14 protein-coding genes and 1 riboswitch are annotated in these 19,485 nt (G+C 71.0%); of the genes, 8 read left to right on the top strand and 6 right to left on the bottom strand.

The window, feature by feature from the left end:
* Positions 1 to 107: 107 nt before the first annotated feature.
* Complete coding sequence (locus tag ACQPYZ_RS18825) at positions 108 to 1,793, bottom strand: nitrite/sulfite reductase (protein ID WP_433157396.1); 1,686 nt, start codon at positions 1,791 to 1,793, stop codon at positions 108 to 110.
* Between the two features lie 469 nt (positions 1,794 to 2,262).
* Here ACQPYZ_RS18825 and ACQPYZ_RS18820 point away from each other — a divergent pair, with 469 nt between their 5' ends.
* A complete protein-coding gene (locus ACQPYZ_RS18820) occupies positions 2,263 to 4,893 on the top strand; it encodes an ATP-binding protein (protein ID WP_433157394.1) in 2,631 nt (876 codons plus the stop codon).
* Between the two features lie 34 nt (positions 4,894 to 4,927).
* Here the strand turns inward: ACQPYZ_RS18820 and ACQPYZ_RS18815 are convergent, their stop codons facing one another.
* Both ACQPYZ_RS18815 and ACQPYZ_RS18810 read right to left on the bottom strand, forming a co-directional pair.
* Positions 4,928 to 6,376: a glycine hydroxymethyltransferase gene (locus ACQPYZ_RS18815; RefSeq protein ID WP_433157391.1), complete on the bottom strand. Its 1,449-nt coding sequence runs from the start codon at positions 6,374 to 6,376 to the stop codon at positions 4,928 to 4,930.
* A gap of 27 nt (positions 6,377 to 6,403) precedes the next feature.
* Positions 6,404 to 6,485: riboswitch (ZMP/ZTP riboswitch) on the bottom strand.
* A gap of 57 nt (positions 6,486 to 6,542) precedes the next feature.
* Positions 6,543 to 8,213, bottom strand: a complete 1,671-nt coding sequence (locus tag ACQPYZ_RS18810) for an acyl-CoA dehydrogenase family protein (protein ID WP_433157388.1) — start codon at positions 8,211 to 8,213, stop codon at positions 6,543 to 6,545.
* Between the two features lie 18 nt (positions 8,214 to 8,231).
* Here ACQPYZ_RS18810 and ACQPYZ_RS18805 point away from each other — a divergent pair, with 18 nt between their 5' ends.
* The 3 genes from ACQPYZ_RS18805 to ACQPYZ_RS18795 all read left to right on the top strand — a co-directional run bounded on the left by ACQPYZ_RS18805 (position 8,232) and on the right by ACQPYZ_RS18795 (position 11,458).
* On the top strand, positions 8,232 to 9,431 hold the full coding sequence (locus ACQPYZ_RS18805; protein WP_433157386.1) for a YihY/virulence factor BrkB family protein: 1,200 nt from the start codon (positions 8,232 to 8,234) through the stop codon (positions 9,429 to 9,431).
* Between the two features lie 153 nt (positions 9,432 to 9,584).
* Positions 9,585 to 10,652, top strand: a complete 1,068-nt coding sequence (rsgA, locus tag ACQPYZ_RS18800) for a ribosome small subunit-dependent GTPase A (RefSeq protein ID WP_433157384.1) — start codon at positions 9,585 to 9,587, stop codon at positions 10,650 to 10,652.
* 62 nt (positions 10,653 to 10,714) lie between these two features.
* The gene (locus ACQPYZ_RS18795) at positions 10,715 to 11,458 is read left to right on the top strand and encodes an SDR family NAD(P)-dependent oxidoreductase (RefSeq protein WP_433157381.1); all 744 of its coding nucleotides are present in this window, start codon (positions 10,715 to 10,717) and stop codon (positions 11,456 to 11,458) included.
* A gap of 18 nt (positions 11,459 to 11,476) precedes the next feature.
* On the opposite strand, the gene ACQPYZ_RS18790 is transcribed toward ACQPYZ_RS18795, so the two are convergent.
* Positions 11,477 to 12,223 (bottom strand): hypothetical protein, encoded by a 747-nt coding sequence (locus ACQPYZ_RS18790; protein WP_433157378.1) that lies wholly within the window; start codon positions 12,221 to 12,223, stop codon positions 11,477 to 11,479.
* A gap of 105 nt (positions 12,224 to 12,328) precedes the next feature.
* Positions 12,329 to 13,114: an alpha/beta fold hydrolase gene (locus tag ACQPYZ_RS18785; RefSeq protein ID WP_433157375.1), complete on the bottom strand. Its 786-nt coding sequence runs from the start codon at positions 13,112 to 13,114 to the stop codon at positions 12,329 to 12,331.
* A gap of 145 nt (positions 13,115 to 13,259) precedes the next feature.
* On the opposite strand from ACQPYZ_RS18785, the gene ACQPYZ_RS18780 reads away from it, so the two are divergent.
* Positions 13,260 to 14,387: a M24 family metallopeptidase gene (locus ACQPYZ_RS18780; RefSeq protein WP_433157372.1), complete on the top strand. Its 1,128-nt coding sequence runs from the start codon at positions 13,260 to 13,262 to the stop codon at positions 14,385 to 14,387.
* Position 14,388: 1 nt separating this feature from the next.
* Here the strand turns inward: ACQPYZ_RS18780 and ACQPYZ_RS18775 are convergent, their stop codons facing one another.
* The gene (locus tag ACQPYZ_RS18775) at positions 14,389 to 15,390 is read right to left on the bottom strand and encodes a GlxA family transcriptional regulator (protein WP_433157369.1); all 1,002 of its coding nucleotides are present in this window, start codon (positions 15,388 to 15,390) and stop codon (positions 14,389 to 14,391) included.
* A gap of 79 nt (positions 15,391 to 15,469) precedes the next feature.
* Between ACQPYZ_RS18775 and ACQPYZ_RS18770 the strand changes: the two genes are divergently transcribed.
* The 3 genes from ACQPYZ_RS18770 (at position 15,470) to ACQPYZ_RS18760 (ending at position 19,473) form a co-directional block, all read left to right on the top strand.
* Positions 15,470 to 16,732: an MFS transporter gene (locus ACQPYZ_RS18770; protein WP_433169718.1), complete on the top strand. Its 1,263-nt coding sequence runs from the start codon at positions 15,470 to 15,472 to the stop codon at positions 16,730 to 16,732.
* 47 nt (positions 16,733 to 16,779) lie between these two features.
* Entirely contained in the window at positions 16,780 to 17,259 is a 480-nt protein-coding gene (gene soxR, locus ACQPYZ_RS18765; RefSeq protein ID WP_433157367.1) for a redox-sensitive transcriptional activator SoxR, read from the top strand.
* Between the two features lie 81 nt (positions 17,260 to 17,340).
* Entirely contained in the window at positions 17,341 to 19,473 is a 2,133-nt protein-coding gene (locus ACQPYZ_RS18760; RefSeq protein WP_433157365.1) for a RecQ family ATP-dependent DNA helicase, read from the top strand.
* The last annotated feature ends 12 nt before the right edge of the window (positions 19,474 to 19,485 follow it).

The raw sequence follows: 19,485 nt of genomic DNA, 5'->3' as shown, positions 1-19,485 counted from the left end.
GAACACCCGTGCGCACGGCCGGCACTCCCACGCGCCATGGCCTTCCTCGGAGGGACGAAGGTCCTCGTCCCCGCAGTACGGGCAGTAGAGAGGTGCCGCTCGCTCGCTCACTGCAAAGCCTCCTCGTCAGCTCGGACGACCCACTGGGCGAAGCGCTCGCCCTCGTTGCGCTCCTTCAGGTAGTTCTGGGTGACGCGTTCGACGTAGTCGGCCAGGCCGGCCGAGGTAACCTTGTGGCCGCGCAGCTTGCGGCCGAAGCCGGCGTCCAGCCCGAGGCCGCCGCCGAGGTGGACCTGGTACCCGGGCACCTGGTCGCCGTTCTCGTCGCGGACCAGCTGACCCTTGAGGCCGATGTCGGCCACCTGGATCCGGGCGCAGGAGTTCGGGCAGCCGTTGACGTTCACCGTGATCGGCACGTCGAGCTCAGGGATCCGCTGCTCCAGCTCACTGATCAGCTCGGCCGCGCGGGCCTTGGTCTCGACGATCGCCAGCTTGCAGAACTCGATGCCGGTGCAGGCCATGGTGTTCCGCCGCCAGGCCGACGGCCGGGCCTGGTAGCCGAGCTCGTCGAGCTGCTGGACGAGCGATTCGACCTGCGACTCCTCGACGTCCAGCACGATCAGCTTCTGCTGGGCGGTGGTGCGGATCCGGTCCGATCCGTGCGCGGCGACGACGTCGGCCACCTTCGCCAGCGAACTGCCGGACACCCGGCCGACCACGGGCGCCACGCCCACGTAGTACCGGCCGTCCTTCTGCTGGTAGACGCCCACGTGGTCGCCCTGGACGGCGGGCACCTCGGGCGCCGGTCCGTCGATCAGCTTGCGCTTGAGGTACTTCTCCTCGAGCACCTCCCGGAACTTCTCCACGCCCCAGTCCGCGACCAGGAACTTCAGCCGGGCCCGGTTCCGCAGGCGGCGGTAGCCGTAGTCGCGGAAGATGCTGGTGACGCCCCACCACGCCTCGTGCACCTCCTCGAGCGGGATCCAGGTGCCGAGCCGCTGCGCGAGCATCGGGTTGGTGGACAGCCCACCGCCGACCCACAGGTCGAATCCGGGCCCGTGCTCGGGGTGTACGACGCCGACGAACGCGATGTCGTTGACCTCGGGTACGACGTCGTGCGACGGGTGACCGGTGAGCGCGGTCTTGAACTTCCGCGGCAGGTTGGAGAACTCGGTCGAGCCGATGTACTTCTCGACGATGTCGTCGATCGCCGGTGTCGGATCGATGATCTCGTCCGCCGCGATGCCGGCGACCGGGCTGGCGATGACGACCCGCGGCACGTCGCCGCAGGCCTCGGTGGTGTAGAGCCCGACGGCCTCGAGCTTCTGCCAGATGGCCGGCACGTCCTCGACCCGGATCCAGTGCAGCTGGATGTTCTGCCGGTCGGTGATGTCGGCGGTGTCGCGCGCGTACGTGCTGGAGACCTCGGCGATCACCCGAAGCTGCTCGGTGCTGAGCTGGCCGCCCTCGATCCGGACCCGGAGCATGAAGTAGCGGTCGTCCAGCTCCTCCGGCTCCAGGGTCGCGGTCTTGCCGCCGTCGATCCCGGGCTTGCGCTGGGTGTACAGCCCCCACCAGCGGAAGCGGCCGCGCAGGTCGGCGGGGTCGATCGAGTCGAAGCCGCGGTGCGCGTAGACGTTCTCGATCCGGGCCCGGACGTTGAGGCCGTCGTCGTTCTTCTTGTTCTCCTCGTTCTTGTTCAGCGGCTCGCGGTACCCGAGCGCCCACTGACCTTCGCCCTTGCCCTTGCGCGGGCGGGCGGGTTTGCGGGGAGCAGACGTGACGCCAGTCATCCGGAGGGGTGTCCTTGTCCTCGTGACAGGTGCGTCCGCGGGCTGCGGGATCGAAGCGTCGTCGGTTCGATGCGTTCCGCGGTGCGCACCCAGCGGTGATCGGGGGTGATCAGGGGGCCGTCATTGGCCCGGCAGGGTGGCTGTCAGAACATCGAAGGACAACAGATGGCGCTGCGCATCCGCCCGAGGTCGACGTGAATCCGACCTACGAGATGAGTGGAGCGGGCAGCGAGCATGGTGATAAGCCTCAGCGCCGAACCGTGACAAATCAACTCCCTATCCTGCATCGTGAGACCTGATCTCACCATGCGACCAAGTCGAGCGGCCCGGCCCGTTCTGAAGAGCCCTGGGCGCACGACCGAGAGATGGCTCACATTGACGTCGGCACGGTCACCGGAGTCCTGGTTCGTGGGCCCCGGCGAGCCGCTGAGCGATACTGCTCGGGGGACGGGGGTGGAGCATGGGCGGGGTGCCGACGGGAACGGTCTCGATGCTGTTCTCCGACATCGAGGGGTCGACCGCGCTGCTCACCAGGTTGGGGAGCCGGTACGTCGAGGTGCTGGACGATCACCGCCGCATCCTGCGGAGCGTGTGGGCGGCCACGGGCGGTACGGAGATGTCGACCGAGGGCGACAGCTTCTTCGTCGTCTTCCGCTCGGCCGCCGAGGCGATCCAGGCCGCGGTCACGGGGCAGCGGCGCCTCGACGACCACGACTGGCCCGAGGGCGAACCGCTGCGCGTGCGGATGGGCGTTCACACGGGCACGCCCGGCGTCCTGGACGGTGACTACTGGGGCATGGACGTCCACCTGGCCGCCCGGATCGCCGCGGCCGCGCACGGCGGTCAGGTGGTGATCTCGGCGGTGACCGCCGGCCTCGTCCGCGGCGCGTTCCCGGACGGTGTCACGTTGCGGGACCTCGGCGTACACCACCTGAAGGACATCCCCGAGGCGGAGCAGCTCTACCAGCTGGCGGTCGCCGGGCTCCGCGAGGACTTCCCGCCGCTGCGGACCGTCGGTACGGCGACCAGCCTGCCGGCGTCCGCGACCCCGCTGATCGGCCGGGACGAGGACCAGGCGCGGTTGAGTGAGATCTTCCGTGCACCGGACGTCCGCCTGGTGACGCTGACCGGACCTGGTGGTGCGGGCAAGACCCGGCTGGCCGTTGCGGCGGCCGGGCGCCTCTCCGCCGGGTTCGGGAACGGGGTGTACTTCGTTCCGCTCGCGGCCGTGACCACCGAGTCGGTGATGTGGACGTCGATCGCGGAGGTGCTCGACCTCGCGCCGAGAGAGCGCAAGCCCGAGCGGGTGCTCGCCCAGCTGGCACGCCGTTCGCTGCTGCTGGTCCTCGACAACCTGGAGCAGGTCGACGGCGCGGAGCGGGTCGTCGGCCCGATTCTCGAAGCGGCGCCCGGGGTCGGTGTCATCGCGACGTCGCGGCGGCCGATCGGGCTCGTCGCCGAACGCCAGTACCCGCTCGGTCCGCTCGCGCTGCCGGCCGACTCGAGCGTCGCGGCGGCCGGTCAGTCCCCGGCCGTGCAGCTCTTCGTCGAGCGGGCCCGGGCCGTGCGTCCGGACTTCGCCCTGACCGACGACAACGTCGACGACGTGGTCGCCATCTGCCGACGGCTCGACGGACTGCCGCTCGCCATCGAGCTGTGTGCGACCCGAATCAAGGTGCTGACCGCCAGGGCGCTGCTCGGCCGGATCGGGCCGGGTCTCGACGTCGAGTCGCGGAGCACGGTGACACCAGAGCGGCAGCGGACCCTCCGCGAGACCATCGCCTGGTCCTACCGTCTGCTGAGTCCGGCGCAGCGTGGCGTCTTCCGTCGGCTTGCGGTCTTCTCCGGCGGCGCCGACCTCGACGCGGTCGCGGCCGTCGCCGTCGGCTCCTCGGAGCAGGTCGACCCGCTCGAGGTGATCTCGGAGCTCGACGACGCCAGCCTGGTGAAGGTCGCCGACGGCCCGGACGGCGAGCCGAGAGTGTCGCTGCTGCGGACGATCGCCCAGTACGCCGACGACGAGTTGCGGACCGCCGGCGAGGTGGAGGCCACTCGCCGGGCGCACGCCCACTACTTCCTCGAGGTTGCGGAGCACCTGCAAGCGGTGCGCGAGTCGACCACCTGGACCAGTCACGAGGTGGCCAGGACGGAGATCGACAACTTCCGCGCGGCCCTGGCCTGGGCGGTGCCGGCCGATGATGATCACGCCGGGGATGCCGCCATCGGGGTCCGGCTGTGCGCGGCCCTCAGCTGGATCTGGGTGGTAACCGGGTACGTCGCCGAAGGCCGCCGGTGGTCCGAACGCGTCGTCGAGCGGGCCGCCGGAACACCGTCGCGACACCTCGCCGCGTGCCTGCGAGCGCTCGGAAACCTCCTCCTGCTGCAAGGCGAGATCGACAGCGCCCACGAGGTAGCCGGCCGTGGACTCGCGATGGCACGGACGGTCGGGGATCGATCCGAGGAGGCGCTCGCGCTCAGCCTCCTGGGGACCGCACAAGGCGCCGCCGGAGACGTCGAGGCGGCCCGCGACACGTTGGCGGAGGCCCTCGATCTGCACCGTGGACTCGACGACAAGGGCAGCCTCGCCCGGGTGCTCGGGAACCTCGGCGGAATGGAGGAGCGACTGGGCCGGCTCGATCGCGCCGAGGCGTTGATGCGGGAGTCGCGGGCGATCCTCGACGGCCTCGGTGACGTCCACGAGGCCGCCGTACAGGGGCAGAACCTGGCCTACCTGCTGGCGACGACGGATCGCCTGGATGAGGCGACCTCGCTGGCGGGCGGCCTGGTCGGCACGGTGGTTGCGCTCGGCAACCCGAGCCTGACGATGGCGTTCGCCAACACGGTGATGAACATCCTGCTCCGCGACGGCGACCCCGTCGGTGCCGCGCACCTGTTCGGCGCGGAGGAGGCGATGGGGGACCGCCTCGGCATGTCCAATCCGTTCCGGGACGAGGAGCTCGCCGAGGCGCTCGACCTGATCGACGGCGTGCTTGCGGTCGAGGACTGGGAGACCCACCGGCAACAGGGCCGCCTCGAACGCGTCGAGGACCTGCTCGTCCGGTTCCCCGCCGCCCGGCAGCGGCGACCGCCGGCCGGCTGAGCCGTGGTGACTCGGCCGGCGCGGCGGTCGGGCGTCAGCTCAGCTCGAGGCCCGGGTAGAGCGGGTGCTTGTCGAGCAGCTCGGCGGAGGCTGCCTTGGTCTTGTCGGCGACGCCGTCGGCCAGGACGTACTTCGCCTTCGACGGCGCGCCGGCCGAGGTCGTGGTCGGCGTGGTCGAGGACAGCACGTCGACGATCAGCTCGGCGACCCGGTCGAACTCGTCGGCCCCGAAGCCGCGGGTGGTCAGCGCCGGCGTACCGATCCGGACGCCGGAGGTGTACCAGGCGCCGTTCGGGTCCCGCGGTACGGCGTTCCGGTTGGTCACGATGCCCGCGTCCAGCAGCGCCGACTCGGCCTGCCGGCCGGTGATCCCGTACGACGAGACGTCGAGCAGGACGAGGTGGTTCTCGGTGCCGTCGGTGACCAGCTTGACGCCGCGCTTCATCAGGCCGTCGGCGAGCGTGACCGCATTGTTGGCGACCGCTTGCGCGTACTCCTGGAACGACGGCTGCCGGGCCTCGGCCAGCGCGACCGCCTTCGCCGCCATCGTCTGGCTGAGCGGGCCGCCGAGCACCATCGGGCAGCCGCGGTCGACGGAGTCGGCGTACTCCGGCTGGCACAGCACCAGGCCGCCGCGCGGCCCGCGGAGCGACTTGTGCGTGGTGGTCGTCGTGACGTGCGCGTGCGGCACCGGGTCGAAGTCACCGGTGAAGACCTTGCCCGCGACCAGGCCGGCGAAGTGCGCCATGTCGACCATCAGGGTCGCGCCGACCTCGTCGGCGATCTCGCGCATCGTGGCGAAGTTGATCTTCCGCGGGTACGCCGAGTAGCCCGCGATCAGGATCAGCGGCTTGAACTCGCGGGCCTTCCGCGCGACCTCGTCGTAGTCCAGCAGCCCGGTCTCCGGGTCGGTGCCGTAGGAGTGCTGGTTGAACATCTTGCCGGAGATGTTCGGCCGGAAACCGTGCGTCAGGTGACCACCGGCGTCCAGCGACATGCCGAGCATCCTCTGGTCGCCGAGCGCCTTGCGGAGCTTGGTCCAGTCCTCCTCGGTCAGGTCGTTGACGTGCTTGGCGCCGGCCTCGGCCAGCGCCGGCGACTCGATCCGCTGGGCCAGGATCGCCCAGAAGGCGACCAGGTTCGCGTCGATGCCGGAGTGCGGCTGGACGTAGGCGTGCGGGGCGTCGAACAGCGCCTTCGCGTGGTCGGCCGCGGCCTGCTCGACGGTGTCGATGTTCTGGCAGCCGGCGTAGAAGCGGTGGCCGATGGTGCCCTCGGCGTACTTGTCGGACAGCCAGTTGCCCATCGTCAGCAAGGTGGCGGGGGAGGCGTAGTTCTCGCTCGCGATCAGCTTCAGCGAGGAGCGCTGGTCGGCCAGCTCGGACCTGATCGCGCCGGCGATGGTCGGCTCGACCGCGGCGATCACCTCGAGCGCGTTGCGGTACGCGGCGGACGCGGCGGCGGCGTCGAAGGGTTGAGTCATGGTGTCTCTCCTGCGGTTGCAGTGGGTCGAAGGCACCCAGGCGCACGGTGCCGACGGTCTTCGCTCCCCGGTGGTTCTCCACCTCAGCGCGCCAGTCGCGACGCGCTCACCTTACCGTTCATTCGTCGCCTTTTGACGCACGGCCGGACCGGCAGCCGGCCGAGCGTCAAAAGGCGACGAATGAACGGTTGAGGATGGGGGTGAAGGGGGTGGTGCGGGGGAGCGTGCCGAACACACCACCCCAGTCGCCCGCCAGCCGGGAGGCCACGAAGGCGTCCGCGACGGCCGGGGTCGAGTGCCTGAGCAGCAAGGAAGCCTGCAGGCACAACGCCATCCGCGCGGCCAGCCGGCGGGCGCCGGCCTCGGCTCCGTCGATGTCAGCAAGCGCTTGCAGTACGTCGTTCACCGCGGTGTCGAGCCGCTGGTCGGCGCCCTGCACCGTGGCCAGTTCGGTGAGCCAGGCCTCCAGGGACTCGGGTCGCCGGAGCGCCCGCAACACGTCCAGGGCGTTGACGTTCCCGGAGCCTTCCCAGATCGAGTTCAACGGGGACTCCCGGAACAGCAACGGCATCCCGGACTCCTCCACGAACCCGTTCCCACCCAGACACTCCAGCGCCTCGGCCACCATGAACGGCGTCCGCTTGCACACCCAGAATTTCGCCAACGGTAGGGCGATCCGCCGGAAGGCCGCTTCCTGCTCCGCGCTTCTCCCGCCGGCGCCCACCTCGGCGCCGGCGCCTTGGCCGAGGGAGGCGTCGACGGCGGCGGCGAGACGCATGGCGAGGGCTGTTGCCGACTCGCTCTCGATGGCGAGGTCGGCGAGGACGTTCTGCATGGCGGGTTTGTCGGCGAGCAGGCTGCCGAAGGCGGAGCGGTGCCGGGCGTGCCAGACCGCCTCGACCAGGGCCCGGCGCTGGAGGGCAGCCGAGCCGAGGACGCAGTCGAGGCGGGTGGCGGCGACCATCTCGATGATGGTGCGGACCCCGGCGCCCTCGTCACCCAGCCGGTAGCCGACGGTGCCGTGGAACTCGACCTCGCTGGACGCGTTCGACCGGTTGCCGAGCTTGTCCTTCAACCGCTGCAGGGCGAACGCGTTCCGGTTGCCGTCGGCAAGCACCCGCGGTACGACGAAGCAGCTCAGCCCCTCCGGCGCCTGCGCCAGCACGAGGAACACGTCGACCTGGGGCGCCGAGCAGAACCACTTGTGCCCGTTCAGCTGGTACTCGCCGTCGCTCCCGGTCGGCGTCGCGGTGGTCAGGTTGGCCCGGACGTCCGATCCGCCCTGCTTCTCGGTCATCCCCATCCCGGCGAGCACACCGGCCTTCTCGGCCGCGGGCAGCCGGCGTACGTCGTACCGCGTGGACGCCAGCGCCGGGATCCACTCCTTCGCGAGCCGTTCGTCGGCGCGGAGGGCGGGGACCGCGGCGTACGTCATCGAGATCGGGCAGCCGTGCCCCGGCTCCACCTGGGACCACAGGTAGAAGCCTGCGGCCCGGGTCAGGTGCGGCGCCGGAGAGTCGCTCGTCCACGGCGCGGCCTGCAGGCCGAAGTCGACCGCCTGCTCCATCAGCCAATGCCACGACGGGTGGAAGTCGACCTCGTCGATCCGGTGGCCGTAGCGGTCGTGGGTGCGCAGGACGGGCGGGTTCTGGTTCGCCGGGAGGGCCTGCGCGAGCGCCTCCTCCGAGCCGGCCAGCTCACCGATCCGGCGCAGCCCGGCGTCGTCCGCGAGGTCGACGTACGGACGCAGAGCGTCACCGAGTGCCACGTCCCGGGTGAAGAAGTTCACCCCGCGCATCGGAGGAGCCTGGTTCGTTACCGCGAAAGGATCCGCCATGTCAGTACGGTAAGCGGTATGGCACGTTCTGGGGCAGGACCCACGGGTGGGAGCTTCCTCTCGTTGGCATGGGTCCGCAAGATCCCCGCGACGACCTGGAAGCTGCTCACCCAGACCGTCGGCGTCTGCCTGCGCTACCGGGTCACCGGCCTGGCCGCCGAGGGGGCGTTCTTCGCCATCCTGTCGCTGCCGCCGCTGATCTTCGGTCTGGCCGGAAGCCTCGGTTACATCGCCAGCCGGTACTTCGAGGTCGAGACGATCGACGAGATCAAGCAGCAGATCGCCGAGTTGGCGGCCCGGGCGCTCACCGTCGACTCGGTCCAGAGCGTGATCGTGCCGACGCTGGACCAGGTCCTCAGCGGCGGTCGGCCGGATGTCATCTCGATCGGTTTCGTGCTCGCGCTCTGGTCCGGCAGCCGCGCCTTGAACGTGTTCGTCGACACGATCACGATCATGTACGGGATGGGCGGCAAGCGCGGCATCGTCCGGACCCGCGCGCTGTCCTTCTCGCTGTACTGCGCCGCCCTCGTGATCGGCGTGATCGTGCTGCCGCTGGTGCTCGCCGGCCCGGACGCGGTGGACGCGCTGCTGCCGCACCGGCTGGACTTCCTCAACCAGCTCTACTGGCCTGTGGTCACGATCCTGTCGGCCGGCTTCCTGAACACCCTCTACCACCTGTCCGTGCCGGTCCGTACGCCGTGGGTCTCCGACCTCCCGGGGTCGTTCCTGGCGTTGTCGATCTGGATCCTGGGCAGCTTCCTGTTGCGCTGGGTTCTGCAGAGCACAGTTGGCGGTACGTCGATCTACGGTCCGCTGGCCGCGCCAATCGCGGTCCTGCTGTGGCTGTACCTGACCGCGATCGCGGTGCTCATCGGCGCGGCACTGAACGCGGTGGTCGACCGGCTGTGGCCGCACAAGTCGCGGACCCAGGACCTGGAGACCAGGTCCGGCGTCGAGCCGAAGAAGAAGGACGACGACGACGAGGATGAGGTCGAGCCGGTGATGAAGGCCGAGGCGGATCCGCACCACCACGAGCACTCGCTGACCCCGCTGGAGGAGCCGGCTCCCGTCGTACCGACCGACGGCTCGGAGCCGGTGTCATCGCCGGACGATGCGCAGCCGGAAGGTGACGCCCCGGCGGCCGCGCCGAAGGCGGAACGCAAGCCGGAGCCGGTCGGAAAATCCGGTGCGCAAACCGAATCCGACGACCTACGCTGACGGCATCAGCCGGTCCTCGACCAGGACCACTCAGGACTTCGAAGGGAGGCGGCCACCATGCACCTGCGTCAGGCCCGCCGGGCCGACACAGCCTCCCGCACTGTCCGTCCGCTGAGCTGATCTCGCGGCCGGACCCTCTGAAAGGTTCGCCGCATGTCAGCAACACTCCAGGCCCTGGGACTCGACGCCGCCACGGCCGAATTCCTCGAGACCGTCCCGGACGAGCTCGTACCGGGGCGCGTCGCCCGCGTCGACAAGGGTCTGGCCACGGTGCTCACGGAGGGCGGCCCGGTCCGCGCCACGTGGTCCGGTGCGCTCCTGGCCGCGATGGCCACCGACCCGCAGGCCGGCCCGTGTACCGGGGACTGGGCCGTACTGCGGTCCTGGCCGGACGACCGGATCACGCTCGAGTCCGTCGCTCCGCGCCGTACGGCGATCGTGCGCGCGGAGGTCGGCGGTTCGTCGAGAGGCCAGGTGCTGGCCGCCAACGTCGACGTGATCGCGATCGTGGTCGGGCTGCATCCGGAGCCGAACATCGGCCGGATCGAGCGCTTCCTCGCGCTGGCGTGGGAGAGCGGTGCGCGGCCGGTCGTCGTACTGACCAAGGCTGATCTCGTCGGTGATGCGGACGCCGTCGCCGAGGACGTGGCGCGTGCCGCGCCGGGCGCCGACGTACTCGTGTGCAGTGCGACGACCGGCGAGGGACTCGAGGCCGTGCAGGCGTTGCTGGCCGGTGACTCGACTGTTGCGCTGCTTGGCTCGAGTGGTGCGGGCAAGTCGTCGCTGGTGAACGCACTGGCCGGTGTCGAAATGTTGGACGTGCAGACGATCCGGGAGGACGGCAAAGGCCGGCACACGTCGGTGCGGCGTGAGTTGATCGTGCTGCCGACGGGTGGAGTCGTGATCGACACGCCTGGGCTGCGGGGGATCGGCTTGCAGGAGTCGGGTGAAGGGCTGGCGGCAGCGTTCCCGGACATCACCGAGCTGGCCGAGCAGTGCAAGTTCAAGGACTGCGCGCACGTCACCGAGCCGGGGTGCGCGGTGCAGGCCGCGCTGGAGGACGGGACGCTGCCGTACCGGCGCTACGAGAGCTGGACGAAGCTGCAGCGGGAGGCGGCGTACATGGCCCGGCGGTCGGACGCCCGGCTGCGGGCCGAGGCGAAGAAGGAGTGGGTGCGCGCGAGCAAGTCCTACCGCCGGGACTTCAAGCCGCGAGGCTGACGGACCGTCCGCCGTGAGAGCTGGTGGCTGCGCGGCGTGGTGGTGATGACAGGATCGGGGGCATGTGTCGTGCAGTCCTGGTCACGGGTGCCTCCAGAGGAATCGGTGCAGCCACCGCCGAAGCGTTCGCCGCCGCCGGCGATCGGGTGGCCGTGCACTACGGCTCGTCGGCCGAGGCCGCGGGCAAGGTGCTGTCGGCGCTTCCGGGCTCGGGGCACGTGATGGTCCAGGCGGACCTCGCGGATCCGGAGGCGATCCGGGCGATGGTCGACGAGGCTGCGGGGGCTCTCGGCGGGATCGACGTACTCGTGAACAACGCCGGCGTCTACCACCCGCACCGGATCCGGGACACGACGTACGCCGAGTGGCAGCAGGCGTGGGCGGACACGCTCGCGGTGAACCTGGTCGGCCCGGCGAACGTCGCGTGGTGCGCGGTCCGGCAGATGGGGCGCGGTGGGCGGATCGTGAACGTGTCGTCCCGGGGTGCGTTCCGCGGGGAGCCGAACCAGCCCGCGTACGGCGCGTCGAAGGCGGGCATCGTGTCGTTCACCCAATCGCTTGCTCGTGCCCTCGGGCCGGAGGGGATCGCCGTGACCGCGATCGCGCCCGGGTGGACGACCACCGACATGGCCGCGGTCAACCTCGCGGGTGAAGGGTACGACCGCCGCCGGATGGAGAGCCCGCTCGAACGGGTCGCCGATCCGTCGGAGGTGGCCGCCGCCATCCTCTACTTGGCGTCACCCGAAGCCGAGTTCGCCACCGGCACCGTCCTCGACTTCAACGGCGGCTCGCACCTCCGCATGTAGCCGAGACTCCGGCCCGCCTCAGCTGTCGCCGCCTCCGCCGCCGGCGTCCCAGCCGCCTCCGCCGGAGCCGCCGGCGTCGTGCCCGCCGCCGTAGCTGCCGGTGTCACCCCAGCTCCCGCTCGAGGCGTCGAAGCCGGCCAGCGCGATGTAGCTCGCGCCGGCTCCGGCACCGAAGTACCCCTGGCCGTACGGCGCGACCGCGGCGCCCGCCTCCCAGTAGGGCACCCGCCGGCTGTGGATCGTCACGTACCGCACCTCCGGCTCGTCACCCGCTCGGATGCGCGCTGCGTCCTGCGCGCACGCCGGCACCGTCCGCGTGCCGATCCTCGGCTGGGTCCAGACGATGTCGGTCGTCGACGGACCGTGCTGCGGGTTGAAGAAGCACGGCACCCGGCGTTCCGGCACCTGCTCGCCGCGGACCCGCGCCTGCACGCAGACGATCGCGTACCGCCCGGTCGCGAGCGTGTCCGTCACCGCGCTGATGTCGTCCGGCTTCCGGATGCCCTTGACCGCCCGCTGCGCCGCTTCGTACGCGTCGAGAGCCACCTGGTAGTCGGCCTGACCGTCGGCGTCGAGTGTCGTCCCGGCCACCTGCGCATCCAGCCGCCGGAGCTCCTCGCCGAGCAGCGTCACGTCGTCGTCGGCGAGCGTGCGGACCTGTTCCAGCTCCTCGGCATCGCCTTGCTGTGCGGCGCGCCGGTCCCACAGATACCGGCCCGCAAGCACCACCCCACCGCCCCCGAGGGCAGCCAGCAACCACCACATCCCCAGACAGTACCTCCGCACCCGCGCCGCGAAAACCGGTCAGCACCGGCTCCTGGACCACCGCCACCCCGCCGTGCTCGCTGATACCACCGCGGAGTGATGGCCCTACGACTCCGAGGCGCGCAGCAGCCACTCGCGGATCAGGGCGCCGAACAGCGCGGGTTGCTCGAGCTGAAGGTTGTGCCCGGCAACATCCAGGACGGCGTACGTCGCCCGCGGGTAGTGGGGGAGCAGCGCGTACTGGTCCTCGTAGCCGGTGACCGAGTCCTGCCGCCCGCAGACGATCAGCGTCGGCCGCCGGTAGACCGGACCGCTCTCCGGGGCGATGGACAGTGCCCAGTTCTTCTGGATCCGCTCGAGTGCCTCGACGTCGGCCGCGGCCAGCCCTGGCGCGACGTCGGCGCGGTACGCCGCCAGCGCGGCCGCGGTCTGGACGACGGCCAGGTCGGTGAAGTCCTCGCCCTCGGCCAGGGACTCGACCACGCCGGGCTCGGATCGCAGTACGACGTGCTCGGGCACGGTCCGGTCGGCGTGCATCAACGCGGTGCCGATCGGGCAGATCAGGCCGAGGCCGAGGATCTGCTCCGGCCGCTCCGCGACCAGGCCGCGCGCGAGATAACCGCCGTACGACTCGCCGATGAGCAGGAACGGCTCGGTGCCGATGTGGTCGTCGACGAACGCGCGGACCTCGGCCATGATCCCGTCCGAGCTGTCGATCGCACCCGCCGGCGACCGGCCCATCCCGGGGAGGTCCGGGTACAGCCGCCGGTATCCGGGCAGGTCGGCGAAGATCGGCTCCAGGCAGCCCGACATCAGCCGATGGTCGGGAGTCCAGCCGTGCAGCGAGAGCACAGGTACGCCGTCGCCGAAGGACACGTGGTGGAGTGTCATGGAGGTCGCCTTTCGCCGTTGCCGACCGGGTCTCGATCGAGCCGCGACCAGTTGTACCAACGCCCGCCGACAAACTCGATCGACCGCTTGAGGGGCTGGGGATAACTCCCGGCGCGACCTACCCCGTCCGGGCTAAAGTCGGCCCATGTCGAGTCGAACGCCGCAAGGTCCCGTCCCCGAAGCCGCCGTTCTGCATGCCCGGCTGGAGCGCGCCGGGGAGGCCGCCGCCGGGACCGGTCTGCTGATCGCGCCCGGTTCGGACTTGCGGTACCTGATCGGTCAGGCCGGCGGTTCGTTCGAGCGACTGACCACACTCGTCGTTCCGGCCGACGGTTCGCCGGCCCTCGTCGTGCCGAAGCTCGAGGCGCCTGGCTTCGCCGGGGTGCCGCTGGCCGAGCTCGGGGTCGAGGTCGTGACCTGGGTCGACGGCGACGATCCGTACGGTCTGGCCGCGGACCGGTTGCGGGCCTCGGATCGGGTGGCGGTCAGCGACTTCACGCCCGCGCTGCACGTGCTTGCGCTGCGCGATGCCCTGCCGAAGGCGGAGCAGGTGCTCGCCGGTCCGATCGTCCGCGAGTTGCGGATGCGCAAGGACGCGGCCGAGATCGAGGCGCTGCGGAGGGCGGGCGCCGCGATCGACCGGGTGCACGCGCGGGTCGGCGAGTGGTTGCGCCCCGGCCGGACGGAAGCCGAGGTCGGTGCGGACATCGCCGCCGCGATCGTCGAGGAAGGACACGTCGCGGCCGACTTCGTCATCGTCGGCAGCGGGCCGAATGGCGCGAGCCCGCACCACAGCCTGTCCGACCGGGTGATCGAGTCCGGCGACGTCGTGGTCGTCGACATCGGCGGACCCGTTGCCGAGGGCTACAACTCCGACTCGACCCGGACGTACGCCGTCGGCGCGCCGCGCGACGCGGACGTCGCCGCGACCTACGCCGTACTGCGGGACGCGCAGCAGGCGGCTGTGGACGCGGTCCGGCCGGGCGTGCCGGCGGAGTCGATCGACGCGGCGGCGCGGGACGTGATCGCGGCGGCCGGGTTCGGTGAGTTCTTCATCCACCGGACCGGGCACGGGATCGGGCTGGACGTGCACGAGGAGCCGTACATCGTCGCGGGCAACGGGCTGCTGCTCGAGCCGGGGATGGCGTTCAGTGTGGAGCCCGGCATCTACCAGCCTGGCCGGTGGGGCGCCCGGATCGAGGACATCGTCGTCGTCACGGCGGAGGGTGTGGAGCCGATGAACAAACAGCCGCACGACCTGGTCGTGCTGTGACTCAGCCGGCCCGAAAGGTCTTGCGGTAGGCGAGTGGCGAGACACCGAGCTCGGTCCGGAGGTGGTGGCGCAACGAGGCCGCAGTACCCAGGCCGGCCGACTCGGCGACCCGATCGACGGACAGGTCGGTGGTCTCCAGTAGGTGGCACGCGTGCCGGACGCGTTGCTGCAGCAACCACGTGCCCGGCGACTGCCCGGTCTCGGCCTTGAAGCGCCGGCTGAACGTGCGCACGCTCATCTGCGCGTGCGCGGCCATCGCGGCCAGACCGAGTTCGTCGCCGAGCCGTTCCAGGGCCCACGTACGCGTCGGCGCCGTACCCTCGCTGCCTTCGTCCGGGACGACGCGTTCGATGAACTGGGACTGCCCACCGTCCCGCCAGGGCGGTACGACGCAGTGCCGGGCGGCCCGGTTGGCGACCTCGCTGCCGAAGTCCCGGCGGATCAGGTGCAGGCAGAGATCGACGCCGGCGGCCAGCCCGGCCGACGTGACGATGTCGCCGTCGTCGATGAACAGCAGATCCTCGTCGAGCTTCACCTGCGGGTAGAGCGCGCGGAACATCTCCGCGCGGATCCAGTGCGTGGTGGCGGGCCGTCCGTCGAGCAGGCCGGCCGCGCCGAGGACGAACGCGCCGGTGCAGATCGACGCGATCCGGGTGCCCGGCCGGATGGTCGCGAGCGCCTTCGCCAGGTCGTCCGGCAGGGTGCCTTCGTGCCGTGGCTGCGGGATGTAGGTGCCTGGGATGATCACGGTGTCCGCCTCGGCCAGCACCTCCGGCCCGTAGTCCGGGATGAGGCTGAAGCCGGCGGCGGCCCGCACCGGAGCGAGTTCGAGTCCGCAGACGCGCACGTCGTACAGCGGTGTGCCGTCGGCCTTCCGCGCCGCGCCCAAGACGGTCGGCGGGATGGTCAGGTCGAAGCCGACGACCGGCTCGAGGGCGAGGACGGCGACCACGTGGGGCCTGACCGGCGTGAGCCGACGGTGACGCAGGTCCGGAGGAGCCATGGCCACATCTTGACACATGATGGCGTTCTGGCCACTGGTTCGGCGGTCGCCGGAACGGCAGGCTGTCCCGGTGACGCAGATGGTGGAGAAGAAGGCTGCCCGGGTCCACCTGGCCTGGGTCGTCGCCGCGGTGGGGTTCGTGACGCTGATCGGGGCGGCCGGGTTCCGGTCCGTGCCGGGGGTCCTGCTCGACCCGTTGCACGACGAGTTCGGCTGGTCGCACGCGACCATCTCGGCGTCGGTGTCGATCAACCTGCTGCTCTACGGCCTGATCTCGCCGTTCGCCGCGGCGCTGATGGATCGGCTCGGCCTGCGCCGCGTGGTCAGCGGTGCGCTGGTGCTGATCGCGCTCGGCAGCGGTCTGACCGTGTTCATGACCGCGTCCTGGCAGTTGCTGCTGCTTTGGGGTCTGCTGGTCGGGATCGGCACCGGGTCGATGTCGATGACGTTCGTCGCGACCATCACCGGCCGCTGGTTCGTCCAGCGTCGCGGACTGGTCACGGGCATCCTGACCGCGGCCGGTGCAACCGGTCAGCTCATCTTCCTGCCACTGATCGCGAGTCTGGCTACCGCGTACGGATGGCGCGTGCCGGCTCTGATCGCGGCCGGTACGGCGCTGGCCGTCGTACCACTGGTGTTGCTCTTCCTGCGGGACTACCCGAGCGACGTGGGCCTGACAGCGTACGGCGCTCCGGAGGGCAGCACTGCCGGCCAGCGGGTCGAGGCGACCGGCAGCAGTGCGCTGCGGGCGTTGGGCGCACTGCGGTCGGCGATGCGCAGGCCGGCGTTCTGGATGCTGGCGGGAGGTTTCGCGATCTGTGGCGCGTCGACCAACGGGTTGGTCGGCACGCACTTCGTCACCGCGGCCCACGACCATGGCATGCCGGTGACGACCGCGGCCTCGTTGCTGGCGCTGGTGGGCGTGTTCGACGTCGGCGGGACGATCGTGTCGGGCTGGCTGACGGACCGCTGGGACCCGCGGTACCTACTGATCGGGTACTACTCGCTGCGCGGGCTGTCCCTGTTGGTCCTGCCGTCGCTGCTCGGTCCGACGGCTCAGCCGAGCGTCTGGGTGTTCGTCATCTTCTACGGCCTCGACTGGGTCGCTACGGTGCCGCCGACCGTTGCGCTGTGCCGCGAGTGGTTCGGTGTGGACGGGCCGATCGTGTTCGGCTGGGTGTTCGCCTCGCACCAGATCGGCGCTGCGCTGGCCGCCACCGGCGCCGGCGCGATCCGCGACGTGCAGGGCAGCTACAACCTCGCCTGGTACCTGGCCGGCGGCCTGTGCGCGGCCGCCGCGCTGATGTCCGCGAGCATCGGACGCCGACTCGTGACCCCCTGAATCCGTCGGCTAGCCTCGACGCAGGTCGAGGTCGGAGGGACGAGCGGGTGGACATCGAGCCGGGCGAGATGACGGTCGGGCAGTTGGCGCAACGCAGCGGGGTGGCCGTCTCGGCACTGCACTTCTACGAACGGCAGAACCTGATCGTCAGCCGCCGTACGTCGGGGAACCAGCGACGGTACAAGCGGGACACCCTCCGCCGGGTCGCGCTGATCCGGATCGCCCAGCGGGTCGGCATCCCGCTGGCCGAGGTGGCCGCGATCCTCGCGCTGCTGCCGGAGAACCGCACGCCCACCCGCCAGGACTGGGAGCGGATCTCGGAGTGCTGGCAGGCCGAGCTGGACAAGCGGATCCTGCACCTGGAGCAGCTCCGCGACGACTTCAAGGACTGCGTCGGCTGCGGCTGTCTCTCCCTCGACCGCTGCGCCCTGGCCAATCCGTACGACGCTCTGGCGGCGAAGGGTCCTGGTCCGCAGCGACTGGTCGACGCTGGTGGTCAACCCTGCCACCCGGGGAAATGCGCCTGATCCTGTGGACACCGCCTGAGTTGTCCACAGGGTGACGGCGGCGCGAGAAAAGTGTGGGCGCGGGCGTCTAGGGTCGTTGGCATGGCTGACACCAGTTCGACCACCAGCACGTTGACCGACGCGCGCGCCGAGATCGCCGGCGGGGTGATCCGCGCGATCGCGGGCGAGAGTGCGCGCCTCCGGGCGGACCAGGAGACCGCGGTCGCCGCGTTGTCCGAGGCGAGTGCGCGCGTCCTGGTCGTGCAGGCGACGGGCTGGGGGAAGTCGGCCGTGTACTGGGCGGCCACGGCGATCCGGCGGGCGGAGGGTGCCGGGCCGACGCTGGTCGTCTCGCCGCTGCTGTCACTGATGCGCGACCAGGTCGCCGCCGCGAGCCGGGCCGGGCTGCGCGCGGCGACGCTGAACTCGAACAACATCGACGAGTGGTCGGGCATCGAGCACGACCTGCGCTCCGGCGCGATCGACGTCCTGTTGGTGTCGCCCGAGCGACTGGCGAATCCCGGTTTCGGCCGGCGTGTGCTCGACGGGCTGGCCGGGCAGGTCGGGTTGCTGGTGATCGACGAGGCGCACGCGGTGTCGGACTGGGGCCACGACTTTCGGCCGGACTACCGGCGCGTGTCCGACGTGCTGCAGCAGCTGAACCCGAAGACCCCGGTGCTGGCGACGACCGCGACCGCCAACGCGCGGGTGACCGACGACGTCGCGCATCAGCTGGGGGAGTCGACGCTGGTGCTGCGGGGTCCGTTGGCCCGCTCGAGTCTCCAGTTGGCAGTCGTCGACGCGCTGTCGCCGCTCGACCGGTTCGCCTGGGTGGTCGACCACCTGCCGAAGCTGCCGGGCTCCGGGATCGTCTACACGTTGACGGTGTCCGACGCGCAGCGACTCGCGGCAGCGATCCAGGAGGTCCACGGCCAGGACGTGCCGGTCGCGGCGTACACGGGTGGGCTGGACGCGGGGGAGCGGGAGAGTCTCGAGGATGCCTTGCGGGCGAACGAGTTGAAGGCGCTGGTCGCGACGTCGGCGCTCGGGATGGGCTACGATAAGCCGGACCTCGGGTTCGTCGTGCACGTCGGTTCGCCGCCCTCGCCGGTGTCCTACTACCAGCAGGTCGGGCGTGCCGGCCGCGGGATCGACCACGCGATGGTGGCGTTGCTGCCGTCGGACGCTGACGCCGGCGTCTGGGACTACTTCGCCACCGCGACGATTCCGGTGCCGGAGAACGTGAACCGCCTGCTGCGCGGGCTGGACGGCTACGGGCCGGATCAGCCCGCGAGCGTCCCCGCGCTGGAGGCCGAGACCGGCCTGCGGCGCACGCGGGTCGAGTTGATGCTCAAGCAGCTGGCGGTCGACGGAGTGGTCGAGCGGGTCGAGAAGGGCTGGGTGCGGACCGGAGCGGAGTGGACGTTCGACGCGGCGCACTACGACGGGATCGTCGCGGTCCGCCGCCGCGAGGCCAACATCATGCGGGCCTACACCCGCGGCGACCGTTGCCTCATGCAACTGCTTCAGGAGTCGCTGGACGATCCGTCGGCCGAGCCGTGCGGCCGCTGCTCGGTGTGCCTCGGCGAGCTGCCCGATCCGCTGCGGGCGGCGCCGGAGCCGGAGACGGTGCAGTCGATCATCCGGCTGCTGCGCGGCGAGGTGCACGTCCTGGAGCCGCGGAAGATGTGGCCCGGCGGGGCCTTCGGCGCGAAGGGCCGGATCCCGGTGGAGCTGTCCGCCGAGCCCGGGCGGACGGTCGTCTACGCCGACGCCCCGGAGTGGCGGGAGGTGCTGCGCGGCACCTTCACCGACGGGCCTCCGGATCCGGAGGCGCTCGAGGCCTTGAAGGCGGGCGCGGTGGCGGCGCTCTCGCGCTGGCGCGGCTCCTGGTCGAGCCGGCCGGACGTCGTCGTACCCCTCGCCGCGGGTGGGTACGGTCGATTGACGGCGGAGCTGGCCGACCATGTCGCGACGGTCGGGCGGCTGGACCGCGCTGAACTCTCGGTGAACTCGGCCGGTTTCACCGACGACCTCTCGTCCGCCGAGGAGGCGAAGGTGTGGCGCGACGGCATCCAAATCGACGACGCGACCGCGCAGGCGATCGGTGCCCGCACGGTCCTGCTGCTGGCCGACGCGTCGTCGTCCCAGTGGCCGATCACCGTGGCCGCCGCGAAACTCCGCGAAGCCGGCGCCGCCGCCGTCCTTCCCCTGCTGATCCACAAACGCCCGTAAGAGAAGGCCGGG

The sequence above is a fragment of the Kribbella sp. CA-247076 genome, from assembly GCF_050942445.1.
GTDB lineage: Bacteria > Actinomycetota > Actinomycetes > Propionibacteriales > Kribbellaceae > Kribbella.
The sequence above is the reverse complement of the archived record's forward strand: the minus strand, read 5'-3'. Positions and strand labels throughout refer to the sequence as shown.